13 protein-coding genes and 1 pseudogene are annotated in these 14,260 nt (G+C 67.2%); 7 read left to right on the top strand and 7 right to left on the bottom strand.

Features of this window, described 5'->3' with window-relative positions; all coding sequences use genetic code 11:
* Positions 1 to 234: 234 nt before the first annotated feature.
* A complete protein-coding gene (locus FRCN3DRAFT_RS54200; RefSeq protein WP_131803594.1) occupies positions 235 to 906 on the top strand; it encodes a hypothetical protein in 672 nt (223 codons plus the stop codon).
* Between the two features lie 348 nt (positions 907 to 1,254).
* Here the strand turns inward: FRCN3DRAFT_RS54200 and FRCN3DRAFT_RS0220800 are convergent, their stop codons facing one another.
* The 3 genes from FRCN3DRAFT_RS0220800 to FRCN3DRAFT_RS0220790 all read right to left on the bottom strand — a co-directional run bounded on the left by FRCN3DRAFT_RS0220800 (position 1,255) and on the right by FRCN3DRAFT_RS0220790 (position 4,910).
* Complete coding sequence (locus FRCN3DRAFT_RS0220800; RefSeq protein WP_007510317.1) at positions 1,255 to 2,592, bottom strand: ABC transporter substrate-binding protein; 1,338 nt, start codon at positions 2,590 to 2,592, stop codon at positions 1,255 to 1,257.
* A 512-nt stretch (positions 2,593 to 3,104) separates the two neighbouring features.
* Complete coding sequence (locus FRCN3DRAFT_RS45460; RefSeq protein WP_051466321.1) at positions 3,105 to 3,944, bottom strand: MBL fold metallo-hydrolase; 840 nt, start codon at positions 3,942 to 3,944, stop codon at positions 3,105 to 3,107.
* Positions 3,945 to 4,145: 201 nt separating this feature from the next.
* A complete protein-coding gene (locus FRCN3DRAFT_RS0220790; protein WP_007510321.1) occupies positions 4,146 to 4,910 on the bottom strand; it encodes a carboxymuconolactone decarboxylase family protein in 765 nt (254 codons plus the stop codon).
* An 89-nt stretch (positions 4,911 to 4,999) separates the two neighbouring features.
* On the opposite strand from FRCN3DRAFT_RS0220790, the gene FRCN3DRAFT_RS0220785 reads away from it, so the two are divergent.
* The 6 genes and pseudogenes from FRCN3DRAFT_RS0220785 to FRCN3DRAFT_RS57790 form a co-directional block, all read left to right on the top strand.
* Positions 5,000 to 5,671, top strand: coding sequence for a TetR/AcrR family transcriptional regulator (locus FRCN3DRAFT_RS0220785; RefSeq protein WP_027140788.1), 672 nt, complete (start codon positions 5,000 to 5,002; stop codon positions 5,669 to 5,671).
* 32 nt (positions 5,672 to 5,703) lie between these two features.
* On the top strand, positions 5,704 to 5,952 hold the full coding sequence (locus FRCN3DRAFT_RS0220780; RefSeq protein WP_007510324.1) for an SDR family NAD(P)-dependent oxidoreductase: 249 nt from the start codon (positions 5,704 to 5,706) through the stop codon (positions 5,950 to 5,952).
* A 448-nt stretch (positions 5,953 to 6,400) separates the two neighbouring features.
* Positions 6,401 to 7,423, top strand: coding sequence for an alpha/beta hydrolase (locus FRCN3DRAFT_RS0220775; protein ID WP_007510328.1), 1,023 nt, complete (start codon positions 6,401 to 6,403; stop codon positions 7,421 to 7,423).
* Positions 7,413 to 8,237 carry an SDR family oxidoreductase gene (locus FRCN3DRAFT_RS0220770; RefSeq protein WP_007510331.1) on the top strand — a complete coding sequence of 275 codons (825 nt, stop codon included), beginning with the start codon at positions 7,413 to 7,415 and terminating at the stop codon, positions 8,235 to 8,237. Before FRCN3DRAFT_RS0220775 ends, FRCN3DRAFT_RS0220770 begins: the two co-directional genes overlap by 11 nt.
* Positions 8,238 to 8,433: 196 nt before the next feature.
* Positions 8,434 to 9,240 (top strand): NAD(P)-dependent oxidoreductase, encoded by an 807-nt coding sequence (locus FRCN3DRAFT_RS0220765; RefSeq protein WP_007510332.1) that lies wholly within the window; start codon positions 8,434 to 8,436, stop codon positions 9,238 to 9,240.
* A gap of 76 nt (positions 9,241 to 9,316) precedes the next feature.
* Positions 9,317 to 9,848: pseudogene (locus FRCN3DRAFT_RS57790) on the top strand (hypothetical protein); the annotation flags it as partial.
* A 186-nt stretch (positions 9,849 to 10,034) separates the two neighbouring features.
* Here the strand turns inward: FRCN3DRAFT_RS57790 and FRCN3DRAFT_RS0220755 are convergent.
* The 4 genes from FRCN3DRAFT_RS0220755 to FRCN3DRAFT_RS0220740 all read right to left on the bottom strand — a co-directional run bounded on the left by FRCN3DRAFT_RS0220755 (position 10,035) and on the right by FRCN3DRAFT_RS0220740 (position 14,240).
* Positions 10,035 to 10,478 carry an SRPBCC family protein gene (locus FRCN3DRAFT_RS0220755; protein ID WP_007510336.1) on the bottom strand — a complete coding sequence of 148 codons (444 nt, stop codon included), beginning with the start codon at positions 10,476 to 10,478 and terminating at the stop codon, positions 10,035 to 10,037.
* Between the two features lie 1,310 nt (positions 10,479 to 11,788).
* The gene (locus tag FRCN3DRAFT_RS0220750; protein ID WP_007510338.1) at positions 11,789 to 12,208 is read right to left on the bottom strand and encodes a DUF6924 domain-containing protein; all 420 of its coding nucleotides are present in this window, start codon (positions 12,206 to 12,208) and stop codon (positions 11,789 to 11,791) included.
* A 690-nt stretch (positions 12,209 to 12,898) separates the two neighbouring features.
* Complete coding sequence (locus FRCN3DRAFT_RS0220745; protein WP_007510340.1) at positions 12,899 to 13,408, bottom strand: pyridoxamine 5'-phosphate oxidase family protein; 510 nt, start codon at positions 13,406 to 13,408, stop codon at positions 12,899 to 12,901.
* A 58-nt stretch (positions 13,409 to 13,466) separates the two neighbouring features.
* On the bottom strand, positions 13,467 to 14,240 hold the full coding sequence (locus FRCN3DRAFT_RS0220740; RefSeq protein ID WP_007510342.1) for an SDR family oxidoreductase: 774 nt from the start codon (positions 14,238 to 14,240) through the stop codon (positions 13,467 to 13,469).
* Positions 14,241 to 14,260 lie beyond the last annotated feature (20 nt).

The following is a 14,260-nucleotide window of genomic DNA, read 5'->3' as shown; positions in this document are numbered from 1 at the left end:
GGGAAGCGGCGGTGTGGACTTCCGAGAACTCAGTGAACCTGGTTACGGATACGGGTCGTCCGCGCCGCGTCGGGCGCAGGGCTTGACGACGAAGCAGGCTTTTCTGCGCCACCTCATGGGGAGCGCCAGCGAGCTGCACGAAGATCCACCCCGCAAACTCCCTATTGGCGCGAACGGACCCGTTGGCCGCACCGACCTGCTCACCCGAGCGTCGATGCATTGGCGCGCCGCCACGTGGATCCTGTCCGTGAGTTCGAAGTCTCGGGTTACTTCGAGCGGCGATTCGGCAAGGACTGTATCGACAACCCGTACGGCCCGTCGCCCGCCACCTTGGTCGAAGGACCGTTCGGCGGGCCGACCATGTGGCCGATCGACCCCGAGATGCTGGCCGCCGACCGGGAGAACCTCTTCCAAATGATCGAGGTCCTGCACGATTTCGTCGCACGGCCACGGCCACGGCCACGGCCACGGGATCTCCATTCGTACAACGAGTGCGACTGGCCCCATTGCGAATGGGATCTTGGTTCAGGTCGTGCGGTGTATCGCTGGCGCGTGAACAGTCTCCTACGCGGCGCGGACGTTCCCTATCGCCTGGCAGATGAAGGCGCCGATGTCGGCCGACTGGTCGGGGTGACCGACGATGCCCGTGCGCAGCTTGTTCGGTCACTGCTGACCCGTGACACAAGCGAGCAGGACGAGCAAGTCCGCCACGCGATCTCGCTGTTCCGAGGCCGCGAGGCTGGACGGCACCAGAAGCGCTCCGCGGTTGCGGCCCTGGCCCTGGTGATCGAAGAGCGCCGCCACGGCATACTGGCAGACGCCTTTGGCCAAGTCGGACCGCGGCGCCTTGTTCGACATCGCGAACAACTTTCACATCCGCCACCAGGACGCGAGACAGAAACGTGACTATGATGATTTCTATCTCGACTGGATCTTCTGGCTTTATCTGTCGATGGTGGAACTCATAAAGCTCATCCTCGATGACCAGCGAGCGGATGCGCCCCGAGAGCGCCACGCTCCGACCTCGTAGCCGACGCGTGGTTGGGTTCCGAGCAGGTTGGCTAGGCCAACCTGGCTACGTAGCGGCGCAGCGGCACCGAATTCATGTTCGACACCTCGACACAAGAGGTCAGCCGGTGATGGAACAGCCTGGGGCCGCGCCGTCGCCAGTGGCGGCTTGTCGCGGGTGATGTGGTGATGGCGAGCGGAGGGCGGGTGGTGAAGCGGTGCCCGCCCTCCGGCCTGGGTGGGACGTTAGTCGGGAATGGGGGTGTTGGCGAGGACCTTGTATGCGGCGGGCTGGCCCTTGTCGTCGAGGGTAGTTGACAGTCCGCCGCGGACGCAGACGGCTTGAGAATCGGTGACGGCTTTGCCGTTGCAGCGGAAATTGATGCCGCCGCCGCCGGGAAGCTCGGTCTCCTTCATCGATTTGATGGTCGTGGTGATGGTCGCCGGGGTGATGTCGCCGGTGATGCCCTGTGTCGCTGTCTGGAGGCCGGCGATGAGCATGAACATGATCATGCCGTCCTGGTTGCTGAGGTCGATGTCCTTGCCGTAGGTCTCGGCGACCTTCGTGAAGAGCCGCATGGAGGGGCTGTCTGGGCCGATCGGCGCGCTGGCGCTGATGACCATCCCTTTGAGGGTGGTGCTGGCGACTGACTTGCGGGTGGCGTCGGTGATGCACTGGGAGATGCCACTGATGGTGCCGGTGAAGCCGACGGCCCCCAGGCCGTTCATGGCGCTGATGCAGAACGCGTCGTTTCCGATGATGAAGACCTGGTCGGAGCCGTTGTCGGCGATCTGCTGCATCTGGGGCGTCATGTCCGCAGTGCCGGGTGCGACGCGGACGAGTTCGTAGCCGATGCCGGCCTTCTGGAACAGGGGCGGGGCAACCTCCTGCGCGGAGTGCAGGGCTGCGGGGACGTCGACGACGATCGCGGAGACCTTCTTGTTGCCCGCGTCCTTGGCGACCTGGATCGCGAGGTCGACGAAGCCGAAGGTCGGGTTGGCCAGCACGAAGGTCGTCGGACTGGCCAGCAGGGTCGGGTCGCCCGAGCTGTAGAGCATGACGGGGATCTTGGCATCGTTCAGCGGCTTCCAGGCGGCCTCGACGACGGCGGAGGTGCCGATGAGGACCGCGGCGACGCCGTCGTCGACCATCTGGCTGCCGCAGTCGGCGGCCTTGGACAGATCGCTGAGGGTCTCGCAGACCGTCACCTCGATGGGCCGGCCGCCGATCCCGCCCTTGTGCTCGTTGAGGTACTTGACGACGGCCGGAATGACCCGCTTGTCGTTGGTGTGATCGGCGGTCGGGCTGGAGCCTTCCGTGATCACGCCGATCTTGACCGGCGCGCCGGTCGCCTTGTCGATCGGGCCAAGGATGTCCACGGGACCCGCGGAGCCGCTTGCCGTGGGGGTGGGGCCGTTGTCGTCGGAGCCGCCGCAGGCCGAGACGAAGGCCAGGCTCGCGGCCAGGACGGCGACGCCGGCGAGCCGTAACCGGATCGGGTGGGTGGATGCTCGCATGGATGCGACGGCCGAGGGTGGCCGGGTGCCTGCCCGTCGGCTGGTCAGGTGGCGAGTGTGCGACATGTCTTTGTCCTTTCGTCGGATGGCGAGCAACTGTGAAGATCGCCGTGGTGTTCGCCCGCGTGGGCCGGCGGCTCGTTGGGGTGACGCCTGTTTGGGTTTCAGTTCGCTCGCGGCGACTTGCGCAATGGTCGGCCGTGAGGAATGCGCGCAGGGTTGTTCCTGATCGCCTGGGTCGTAGCGCTGAGGGCGCTCGCCGGGCACGAGGGCTGCCGGCCGGCGGGCCGCCTCTGGCCCGCCGGTTCGGTATGGGAGTACGCCTACGTCGACCAGCGCAGCGACGAGAAGGGACGCACCGGCCGGAACTGGAGTCGAAGCAAAACTCTCCGCGAAGACCTGTTGCCAGCGAGTATCTAGGGGGAGAGCGGCTGGCGGCTCACGGACTCGCTTTTTCGGATTTGCCGACACCGGCTGATTCGCTGTTGATGGTCGTGAGCAAGATGGTCGCCGGACGGTATGGGGGATTTGAGGTGATCTGAAGAGGAGTGGGAAGGCCTACGGCGACTGGCGATGTTTCACGCTGCTCCACCGGGTATGAAGCAGACCTCGTTGTCGTCGAGACCTAGCCGGCCGTAGTGTGGTGACGGGAAATGGGCTGGCAGGACGAACGCTGCTTCTTCCTGGAGGCGTCGCACCACGGATCTGCGGGTTTCGATTGCCGTGGCCAGGTCGTCGCAGCCTGGAAGGTGCAGTTCCGGCCGGGTGAACTGGACTGGGTGGTGGAAGGCGTCGCCGGTGAAGTAGGCGCGTATGCCCTCGGACACCAGGCCCATCATGGCGTGCCCGGTGGTGTGTCCCGCGGCCGGCTCGATCGTCAAACTGGGTGATACCCGGTACGGCAGCGCCACGAGCTCGGCCTGCCCGGCTGCCACCACTGGCCGCACGCACTGGTCGAAGACGTTCGGGTTGAACGCGTTTGGGTGCCGGGACGGGTTCGCCGGGTCCCAGCGCCGGTACTCCTGCTCGGCGAAGAGGTAGACCGCGTTCGGGAAGGTCGGGACCCAGCGTTCTTCGTCCAGCCGCACGTTCCAGCCGCAGTGGTCGTGGTGCAGATGGGTGGAGAACACCAGGTCGACCTTCTCGGCCGGTGCCCCCGCTGCCGCCAGCCGTTCAAGGAAGGGCGTGTCAAGGTCGTCGAAGACGGGTGCCTGCCCCAGCCGGCGCCCATTCCCGGTGCACGGGTCCACGACGACGACCAGGCCGTCTACCCGCAGGAGCCAGCTGTGGCACGAGAACTGGAACACGCCCGAGGCGCGGTCCCAGAACCCGGGAGGCAGTGGGCCTACCCGTCGGTCGAGGAGCGCCTCGTCCTGGGTGATCGCGCTGAGCGAGGCGCGGAAGGTCTGCTCTTCCACTCGGTCCACCTCCGCGGCACCGACTCTCACCGACCCACCTCCGATCTCTTGCGGTGCGCGACGAAACGGTGCCCGACGGCGTCGGCAGGGGATCGGCCATCAGGGCGACTCCGGTCACCGGGCCACGTGGCTGCTCTGCCGCCAGAGCAATCAGCGACTTCTGACTTGCGGTGGCCCGCGGTGGAGGTGTGCCGGGTGGGTTCAGCTTTGTAGCCGGGCCCAGCCGGCATCGGCGCTGGCCTGGAGGGCCTCGCCCTTGGCGAAGCCGTAGTAGACGGAGAAGTGCAGGGCGATCTCGTCCATCTCCGGTTTGGTGATATCGCCTGATCCGAGTGCGGAGCCGACGTGTGTCTGCAGGGGCATGGGGGAGTCGTCGATGGCAACGCAGGCGACGGTGATGACCCGGCGATCGCGGCGGGTCAGGCCCGGGCGCTGCCAGAGGTGCCCGAAGACGTAGCTGAGGATGCCGGCATGGGTGTACGGCGTGTCGGGCGGCGGGGCGGGGAGCAGGTTGACGTCGATGAACTCCTTGACGCCGCGTTCGAGCCGGGCGTCCCAGTCGTTCGGGCCGAGAGTGGCGTTGTCCAGCGCGGGCCAGGGCGTCACCGGTTCGTCACGTTCGGTCTGGAGGCGGGCCCACTGCCGGCGGATCACCCCCTCGACGTGGGACGCCTTGGGCCAGCCGCAGTACACGGCGAAGTGCAGGACGAACTCCAGCAACTCCGGCAGCGTGAGGTCACCGCTGCCCAGCGCGGCGTAGACGTGGTCGTCGATCGGCTGGGGGGCGTCCGCTGCCGCGACACAGGTCAGCGTGACCAGGCGCCGGTCGCGGCGGCTCAGCCCGGGGCGCGACCACACCTGGCCGAAGACGAAATCACGGGTCGCCTGCTCGAAAGGTGTGCTCACCGGCGGTGGGTCGACGGTCATGACCTCCCGGTAGGTCCGGTCGGTGACTGAGTCGCTCATGGATGGACCTCCGCATCAGCGCTGGCTAAGTCGGGCGGCTGGACTCTAAGACGGTTGACTGCCTGGTGTCCAGATGCTTCGATGGCGCCATGCCGGTGGTAGCTCCGTCGACGAAGGAGCAGATCGTCCGCGTGGCGGAGCAGTTGTTTGCTCTGCACGGGATCGAGGGGGTGTCGCTGCGCCAGATCGGGACGGCGGCCGGGAGTGGCAACAACTCGGCGGTGCAGTACCACTTCGGCTCGAAGGACGAGCTGATACAGGCGATCTTCGAATACCGGCTGGAGTGGCTGCATGAACGCCGGATGTTGCTGATCGCGGAACGCCGTCCCGACGATCTGCGCTCGTGGTTGGAGTGCCAGCTACGGGTGGTGATGGAGCAGAGCGAACGACCGGGCAGTCACTACCTGGGCTTTGTCGGGATGCTCCACCAGTACGGGCGGCGGGACGTGTTCGAGCAGTTGCCGGACGAGATCCGCCAGTCGGCGGTGCGTTTCCAGGAGCGCCTGTCGGGATTTCTCCCGCACATCGCGGAGCCGTTGCGGCCCCATCGCATCTCCTGGGCGATGACGTTCATGGTTCGGGCCGCCGCGGACCGGGAGTTGGCACGCGCCGCCGGCCGGCCGGTGGTCCCTCTTGCCGTCGCGGTCACCGACCTGCTCGACGGCCTGGTCGGTTTCCTCTCGGCCCCGGTGTCTCCGGCGACCCTCGCTGCCCTCGACGACACCGATCCGGCCAGTCTGACCTGGCCGCCGTTCCTCTGATAAGGACAGGTGACCCTGCGCGATGAGTGCTCGTGAGTACTGACCTGAGCAGCGCCGTGGCTGTGATCACCGGCGGTGGCAGCGGCATTGGACGTGCCACCGCGCATGCCCTCGCCCGCCGTGGGGCCCGCGTGGTGGTCGCCGACATCGACGCCGACCGTGCGGACTCGGTGGCCGTCGAGATCGGCACACAGGCCGTCGCCATCCGGTGCGACGTCACCAGCCTCGCCGACCTGGAAGCGGCTCGCGATCTGGATAAGATTATTTCTGGCCGCGCCTGACGTGCGCGCTCTGCTCCAAATGTGGGGCCTGGCGTCTATCGATCCGTTCCCGGCCCGATTGTGCAAATGATCGGCCGCGGTGTCAATCCGTGGCGTCAGCCCGACGGGCGCATCGTCCCCTGATGTAATACCCGTCGTCTGGTCCGGACCGTCAGCTCGGCCGGAGCGAACCGAGCGCGCCGCGTGGGTGAAGGGTGCGGTCGGTAACCACTCCCACCTTTCCGCAAGTTATACCCGTGGAAGCACACAGCAGCATTTGAGGAGGTTGTCCGATGGCAGGAAACGAATACGTGAGAGTCGGAATGCAGCGCGACGGGCTATTATCGCGGACCGTCGGGGATGCCCACGAGCTCACCACCTGGGCGCACGGTCTCCAGGCCATCGTGCCATCTACGGCCGTGCCGGTCCGGGCCCCGGGTGTGACGTCGCTGACGCGATCGGGCGCCCGATGAGCGCGCCGGCCGCGTCCGCCCCGCCGACCGTCGTCGTCGACGTGACCGGCCGGGTGTCGATCGACGGCGACCACCACATCGCGACGTGGATCTTCCCGCCCCCGGCGCCGACGGACGGCCCGGTGCCGCTGCTGTTCTGCCTTCCCGGCGGTGGCTACACGAAGGCCTACTGGCATCTCGACGTCCCCGGCCGCGTGGGCTACAGCTTCGGCGAGCACCTCGCGGCCCAGGGAATGCTCGTCATCGCTGTCGACCATCTCGCCACCGGCGAGAGCTCCCGCCACCCACGAGCCGTGGAACTCACCCCTGACGTCGTCGCCGCGGCGAACAACGCGGCGCTGACCGACCTGCTCGAACACGCGACGAAAGGCACGCTCCTGCCTGGCCTCGGGCCGATCGACATCGGCCCGATCGTCGCGGTCGGTCACTCCATGGGCGGCATGCTCGCCATCTTCCAGCAATCGCTGCACGGCAGCTTCGACGCCATCGCCCCACTCGGCTACGGCACAGTGGGCCCCTTCGCCGCGCACCTCGTCGGAAACGACCGCACCAAGATCCCCAGCCTGGAGTCCATCATGGTCCCGGCCAGGGCCGGCGCCTTCGACGAACCGTTCCTGTCCGACCGCACCGACCCCGCGATCCGCCACCACTTCTACTGGGACGACGTCCCCACCGACGTCATCGCCGCGGACGACCTCACCAGCGCCCACCTTCCCGGCGTGACCGGCCCGCTGTCGATCGTCCCGTACATCGCCTCCGACCACGCCGGCCGGATCCGCTGCCCGGTCTTCATCGGCCTCGGAGAACGCGACTCCACCCCGGATCACCACGACGAGGCCCGCGCCTACAGCTCCTCCGACGACATCACCCTGTTCCGGCTCCCAAGGTCCGCGCACTGCCACAACACCGCCGGCACCCGCCACGACCTCTGGAACCGCCTCGCACGGTGGGTCCAAACGCTGCCCGCGACCGCCGCTGACCGCCGCCAGACGTCCTTCAAGGCAGACGATGAAACCTGACGTCACAGTGGTGATCGGTATCGGAGCGATGGGACAGGCAATCGCTCGACGTATCGGTCCCGGCACCCACGTTCTGATCGCCGACGTCAACGAGGAGATCCTGCAGACGCTCGCCGGGAAGCTGGAGATCGAGGGCTACGCGGTGGCCACCGCCGTCGTCGATGTCACCTCCCGCGAGTCGGTGGTGGCCCTCGCCAAACACGCAGCCTCGCTGGGGCCGGTCCGGTCCGTGGTCCACACCGCCGGGCTGTCTCCCGCTCAGGCTCCGGTACCGGCGGTCCTGGCCGTCGACCTGCTCGGCGTCGCCCTGGTCCTGGAGGAGTTCGCCCACGTCGTCGCCCCGGGCGGGGCGGGCGTCGTCATCGCCAGCATGGCCGGCCACCTCGGCACGCCGCTGGCACCGGAGGTGGCTCGCGCCCTTGCCACGACACCGGCCAGCGAGCTGCTGGCACTTCCGGCCGCGAGCCCGGACCAGTTTCCCGACAGCGGCCACGCATACACCTTCGCCAAGCGCGCGAACCAGATCCGCGTACAGGCCGCCAGCACCACCTGGGGCGCCCACGGTGCCCGGATCAACTCCATCAGCCCCGGCGTCATCGCCACCCCGATGAGCACCGCGGAGCTCGCGACCGATCACGGCGGCCACATGCAGATGATGATCGACGTGTCCAACGCGAAGCGGCTCGGGACCCCCGCAGACATCGCCGCCGCCACCGAGTTCCTCCTCAGCCCCGCCGCGAGCTTCCTGTCCGGCACCGACCTGCTCGTCGACGGCGGCACCGTCGCCGCCATCCAGACCGGACAGCTCGGCTAGCCGAAGCGCCAGCGCCCCCGGCCGCGGTGCCCACGTAGACCACGGTGGGCGTCCGCCACCTCCAGCAGCGACCAGTCATCGCGGGCAACAGGACCTCCAGACCAACCACATCCGAAGACGCCAGCCGGCCCGAACGGGCCACAGACGAGTGGGACCACGGCGAACGGCAAGCGGGTACCTGGACCAGGAGGACATCGTGAAAGTCGGGTTCATCGGACTCGGCAGCATGGGACTGCCCATGGCGCAACGGCTCCAGGCCGCGGGGCACGACCTCACGGTCTACGCCCGCCGCGCCGCCTCGACCGAACCGTTTCAAGGCTCGAACGCGACCGTCGCGGCGACCCCAGCCGCTTTGGGCGCAGCGGTCGACGCCGTCGGCATCTGTGTCTTCGACGCCGACGGCGTCGAAGAAGTCATGTTCGGGCCGGCCGGCCTGGTCGAGACACTGCGCCCAGGCGCCGTCGTGCTCGTGCACAGCACCGTGTCGCCTACCCAGATCCGCGCCATCGCCGAACGTGCCGCGGCACACGACCTACGCGTCCTCGACGCGCCCGTCAGCGGCGGGGCCCCACGAGCCCAGACCGGCGAACTGACCATCATGATCGGCGGAGACGCCGGCGCCCTCACCGACGTCACCGACCTCCTGTCAGCCCTTTCCGACCACGTCATCCACCTCGGTGCGATCGGCGCGGGCTCCCACGCCAAGCTCATCAACAACACCCTGTTCGCCGCCCAGATCACCCTCGCGGACGACGCGATGAAAGCCGGCGCGTCCCTCGGTGTCGACCCCGCCGGCCTCGCCACGGTTCTCATGACCAGCAGCTCGGCCTGCGTCGCCTCCGGACTGCGACTACGCGCCGGTTCCACCGCCGGCGTCGCCGCCTCACCCGCCGGCCCTCCGCTCGTCAAAGACGTCCACCTGATGAGCGAACTACTCGGCGACGCCCCAGGCCACGAACTCCTCGACGTCGCGCACCGGTTTACCGCCGCCGCGCATCCATGAGCCATCTCCGCTACCTCATGCACTCGTCGCGGTAGGCCCGGACAGACGGACAGCCAAACGCGACTGGGACCCCGGCATTCGTTCGGCGCGGCGTCTGCTCATCTTCTCGCAGTGACGCTCGCGTTGAACATCGCGGAACCCCTCATCGCCGGCCACCGCGGCAAAGCGGCCTTCGACGCTGTCGGACCACTCTTCTCATCGGATGGGCGGAAGTGGGGCCGAGAGTGCTCCAGGCGATGCAGGCCGCTTCGGCGTGCACGTCTGCGCTGGCCGAGTAGGCTGTGGGCGACTCGCCCGAGTCGATCGCGGCTGACCGACCATCGGTGCCTCAGGGTCGTGATCCATCCAGCGTGGAGGGGCCATCGGCCAAGGCGGCACCTCGCCGAGACGCGTCAGGCGCACGGGAGCAGGACCTGCTCCACCGCGCACGCGCCGAAGACGTTTTCCACTGGCACCTGCACCACCGCCCGATCTCCTCCGAAAAGCTCCGCAAACGCCTCCGCGTCGGCGCAGGTACCGCACGAAACCTGGTCGCCCAGCTCCGCGGCGACGCCAAGGCCACGCTCCATGCCTCGGCACCAGAGCCGGCGTGTAACAGAACGGCCTGACGCCATTGGACCGAAATGGAACCTACATGAGTGCACTACGATGATGTTGGATGGTTCGTCACCAACGAAGAAGGGTCGAGGCCGCAAAGAAAGACGATCGATGCACGCGCTACCGTTCGAGAACCTAATTCGCGAGTCTCCGAAGAGACGGGCACGGCCAATCTGGTCCAGCTGGGTCCGGCGTCGCTAGCGCACAGCCAGGAAGTGGCCGCGGTCCACGATGAGCCTTTCCAGGTAGCGGCCCAGCACCAGCCGTTCCACCAGGCGGCCCAAAGGTCCCAACGGCGCCGTGAACCTCACCCGGTCCGTCATGACAGTGCCCCCTGACGTCGCCTCGAACTCGTGGACGTGACGGAACGACTTGAACGGACCCTTGACCTGCTCGTCCACGAACCTCACGGGAAACTCCAGCGCGGTGACGCGGCTGGTCATCGTGATCGGCAGACCGAAGTGCCGTGCCCGCCAGGTGACCTCTTCGCCTTCACCGATCAGGCCCGACGTCACGCCACCGACAGCCCGCTCCCTGGCACCCTTCTGGGAGTCCATGTGGGCGTCAATGCTGCGGGCGAGGTCGAAAAGCCGTTCCAGGGGCAGGGTGGACTCGGTGCGGCATGTGAAGCTAACGGTCATGACGCGAGTCTGCCAACACCCGACGGCAGGCGCGGCGCGATCTACCGCGACGGCATCCGTGCTGCCGCCTCCGGATCGCCAGCAACCGGCCCGGACACGATCACCCACACGGCGATGATCGTTGCCGCGATCAGCGGGGCAGCCGTGCACCCACTACTCATCGGACTCGACGATGACACGCTCCGAGCCCAGCTCCTGTCGCTCGTGAAACGACCAACGAACCGCGGGCCAAACTCGGTGTGACGGCACTCGGCAGAGCGGTGAAGCCGCCCGGTCCCAAGATCGAATATCGGCCGGGCCGCGCCGACATGTGCGCGCCGTCACGATGACCAGTCGCGTTCGCAACTCACGACCAGAGCCAAGTGATCCTCGCACCGGACATCAATCGGGGGGTGGGCCATCTCGGTCCCGCGCCCGTCCCTGGCCGCCCCGCCGTCGCCTCCACCTGCCTGGCGGGAACGGCGCGGCTTCGTCGAGCGGACCGAGACCACGGCCATGCGGCAACGGCGAAGCGCGGTCGAGGCGCTGGCGGAGCTGATCGGTACTGGGTGCGCTCCACCGCAGCGGCCGACGAAGGTGCGGACCGCCGGTAAACAGGAGCCCAGCCACCCACCTGCCGGATCTCGCCCCAGAATGCCGCGAGCGACCTGCACGCCGGCCAGTCCCAGCCGCGCGGACTCGCCACTCACGGGATCCTTCCATCCGCAGCTTCATTCGGACCGCCATGCCGTTGAACGACTACCTACAGGAATCGACTGCTGCGGAGCCAGCCGGCACTCGCTGTCAACGGCGGCCCTATCGAGGTGCTGCGCTCGGCGCGGAGGCTACTCATCTTCGCGAGCATGGTAACGCTGGCCTTGGTTGCAGGTCTGGCTACGGGTGGGCTGCCGATGGCTGGCTGTCGGCCGACGAGGTCGAAGCTTTCGCCGACGCGTTCCCTGAACGACGTGCTGCCGGCTGGGTGCTGACTGCGGCGGGCCTGCCAACTCGGCGCCATCCATCCTGGACGGCAACCGACGCTCAGGGCTTCTGACGCGCGGTGTCAGAACTGCTGGAACACGGCGTACTGCCTGGTGGTCTAGCGGAGTTGTTTGCGGCGGCACTCGCGGCGTTTCCGGCCCATCCGGTGTTTGCAGCGGGGGCCGCGCGCTCGGGAGGCTCGGCCGGCGGAGTGGTGTGGGACCTGGCCTGGCCGCGCAATGCGCTGTTCACAGGCCGTAACGAGGAGCTGTCGCTACTGCGTGATCGGCTGACGGGGTCTGATCCTCTCGATCAATTGCAGGGGTTCCTGACGGTTCTCGGCGCGGTCGTCAACGGACGTCAGCGAAGCCACGAAAGACTCCATCCGGGTCAGCCGCGCCGGCAAATTGAGAGAAATTCATGTGATCGGCTTCGAGGTTGTTCTCTATACTCTGCATCTTGGCCGGTATCACTCGAAGGGTGCGCCCAGGTTCGAGATTCAGATCAACTACCAGGATCGGCTTCTCTTGATCAGAAATCGTGACGTGATCGACGATAAATAGGGCGTTGTAGTGTCGTGCGCCCGGGACTGCCATCACCTGCTCGACGGTCAGATCTGCGAACTCCGGGTCACTGATGAAGAGCAGGTGCGCCTCGAAACCCTCGGGCGAGGTCGCGACGCTCGCCGTGCAGACCGCTTCCCAGGCATCATCGTCAGAAAAATCCGTGCGTATCAGTAGCGAGCCGTGCAGTTTCGGGAAAATTGGCATAGCTAGAATGTAGCAGGATCGCCGATTTTTGGCTGTTTATGTTCGAGAAGTGGTGGCGCGCTGATCGCCGGTCAGCGTGCCACCACTTCTAGCCGATCATTGATCGCCGGGGTTTACGGAAGGAGGTCCACCCAGAAGGGGTCGTCGTTCATCATGTGCCAATCCTGGTAGAATGTACTTACCGTTCCACCTTGAGAGTTTTGCTCACGGGTGGGAGTCATACAGGCACTGGCGCCAACCGGATCCGTCTGGTGTGGAAGGCTGAAACTGCAGTTGTCAAATTTTCGGTGATGATTCTGCCAGTCGGCGTCACCTGCAAGTCCTTCCCGGGCCGATTTGATGGGGTATTCGGCTAACATTCGACAACCAGCATCCTGGAGCGGCCTCGACATAGCCCGCTCCAGTCGGCGTGACACCGGGCCGGCGTTGATGACCCGGTCGACCACGCTGCCGGGGCTGCTCGACCCTGTATGACCGGTGTTATCGAGTTGCCGGGAGGCGTCGGCGGTGGGGCGGGCTGCGGGGCCTGGTTGTAGGGGGCCAGGCCCTGCTGGGCGCTAACAGGTTTCGGTCGGCCAACGCCACGGACGGCCTTCTATCCGCGTGGGTACTGTCCGGGCGACGTGCGCTGCGGCCACCGTTGTACGGCAGGCCGCCCTTCCTGCACCCGATGCCGATCGAGGCGCCGTACTAAAGGCCGGCTTTGCGGAAGTCCCAGCTCACGATCTTGTTTGGAGTGAGTTTTAGCCAGGCGTGGCGGCCGTCGTAGTGAAACTTGCCGGCGCCGTACTTTTCGCCGAACAGGCGCTCGGGCTCGGTGAGCAGCGCCGCCGCCTCGGTCGCGCCCGTTCGCGGTACCTCGCCGACGGTCTCGACCTGGCCGATCAGTTCGACGCCGCGTAGCTCGCCGAAGTCGTGGCCGGTGTCGATGATGACCGACACTCGTGGGTCACGGGTCAGGTCGGTCCAGCGCTGGCTTTTGACGATGCTGTTGAGCCACAGCGCGGTGCCGTCCCAGACGAACCACAGCGCCGAGGTGTGCGGGGTGCCGTCCGCGCCTAGGGTCGAGACCCGGCAGGTCCGCTCGTCGGCGAGGAACCCGTCGCGCTCCTGTGGCGTCATCGCTATTCGCCGCCCGCGCCGCTGCTCGCGCAGCGGTGTGGCGTGGCCGGTGCTGTTGCCGGCCGGCTCGGTACTCATCGGTGTCTTCCTTTCGTCGGAGCGTCCGGGTTGTGGTGAGCGGAGCTGCCGGCGGCATCTAGAGGCGGGTGATCCATCCGCCGTCGACGAGGATCGTCTGGCCGGTGATCCATTCGCCGGCTTTGGAGCACAGCAGGAGCAGTGCGCCGACCAGGTCCTCGGGCGGTCCGGATTTCTTGCCCGGGATGCGTGCCTCGATCGCGGCGCGGAACGGCGAGTCTTTGGGCAGGGAGACGTAGCCGCTGTCGTTGGCGACGAGGCCGGGCGCGATCGCGTTGACGTTGATGCCGCAGGGGCCGAGCTCGGCCGCGAGGTTGATCGTCAGGCCGTGGAGTGCGAACTTGCTGACGCCGTAGACGCCGCCGGTCATGAAGGCTCCGGCCGACAGGCCGTTGACGATCCGGCCGCCGCCGCGTTCGGTCATCGACTCGACGACGGCCTGTGTGCACAGCAGCGGCCCGCGCAGGTTGACGTTCATGACGCGGTCGTAGTCGGGGACGGGCATGTTCGACAGTCCGTAGGGCGGCAGGTTCGTCATGATCGCCGCATTGTTGACCAGGATGTCGATCCCGCCGAACGCGGTGACGGCGGCCGCGGCCATCGCCGCGGTCGACTCGACGGACGAGACGTCTACCTGCACCGCCGTGGCCGGCAGTCCCTGTCTGGTCAACTTCTCGGCCGTGCGCTCAGCCGCGGCGCCGTCCAGGTCGGCGACGACGACGGAGGCGCCGGCCTGGCAGAGCGCCTCCGCGTAGACCACGCCGATGCCTCCGGCTCCGCCGGTGAGGACGGCGACCTTGCCCGCGAGGTCGAACAGCTCCGTGGGTGCCATGCGGCCACTAAGACATGCGC

Origin of the sequence: Pseudofrankia saprophytica, from assembly GCF_000235425.2 — a bacterium.
Lineage (GTDB): Bacteria > Actinomycetota > Actinomycetes > Frankiales > Frankiaceae > Pseudofrankia > Pseudofrankia saprophytica.
This window is presented reverse-complemented; position numbering and strand designations above follow the sequence as displayed.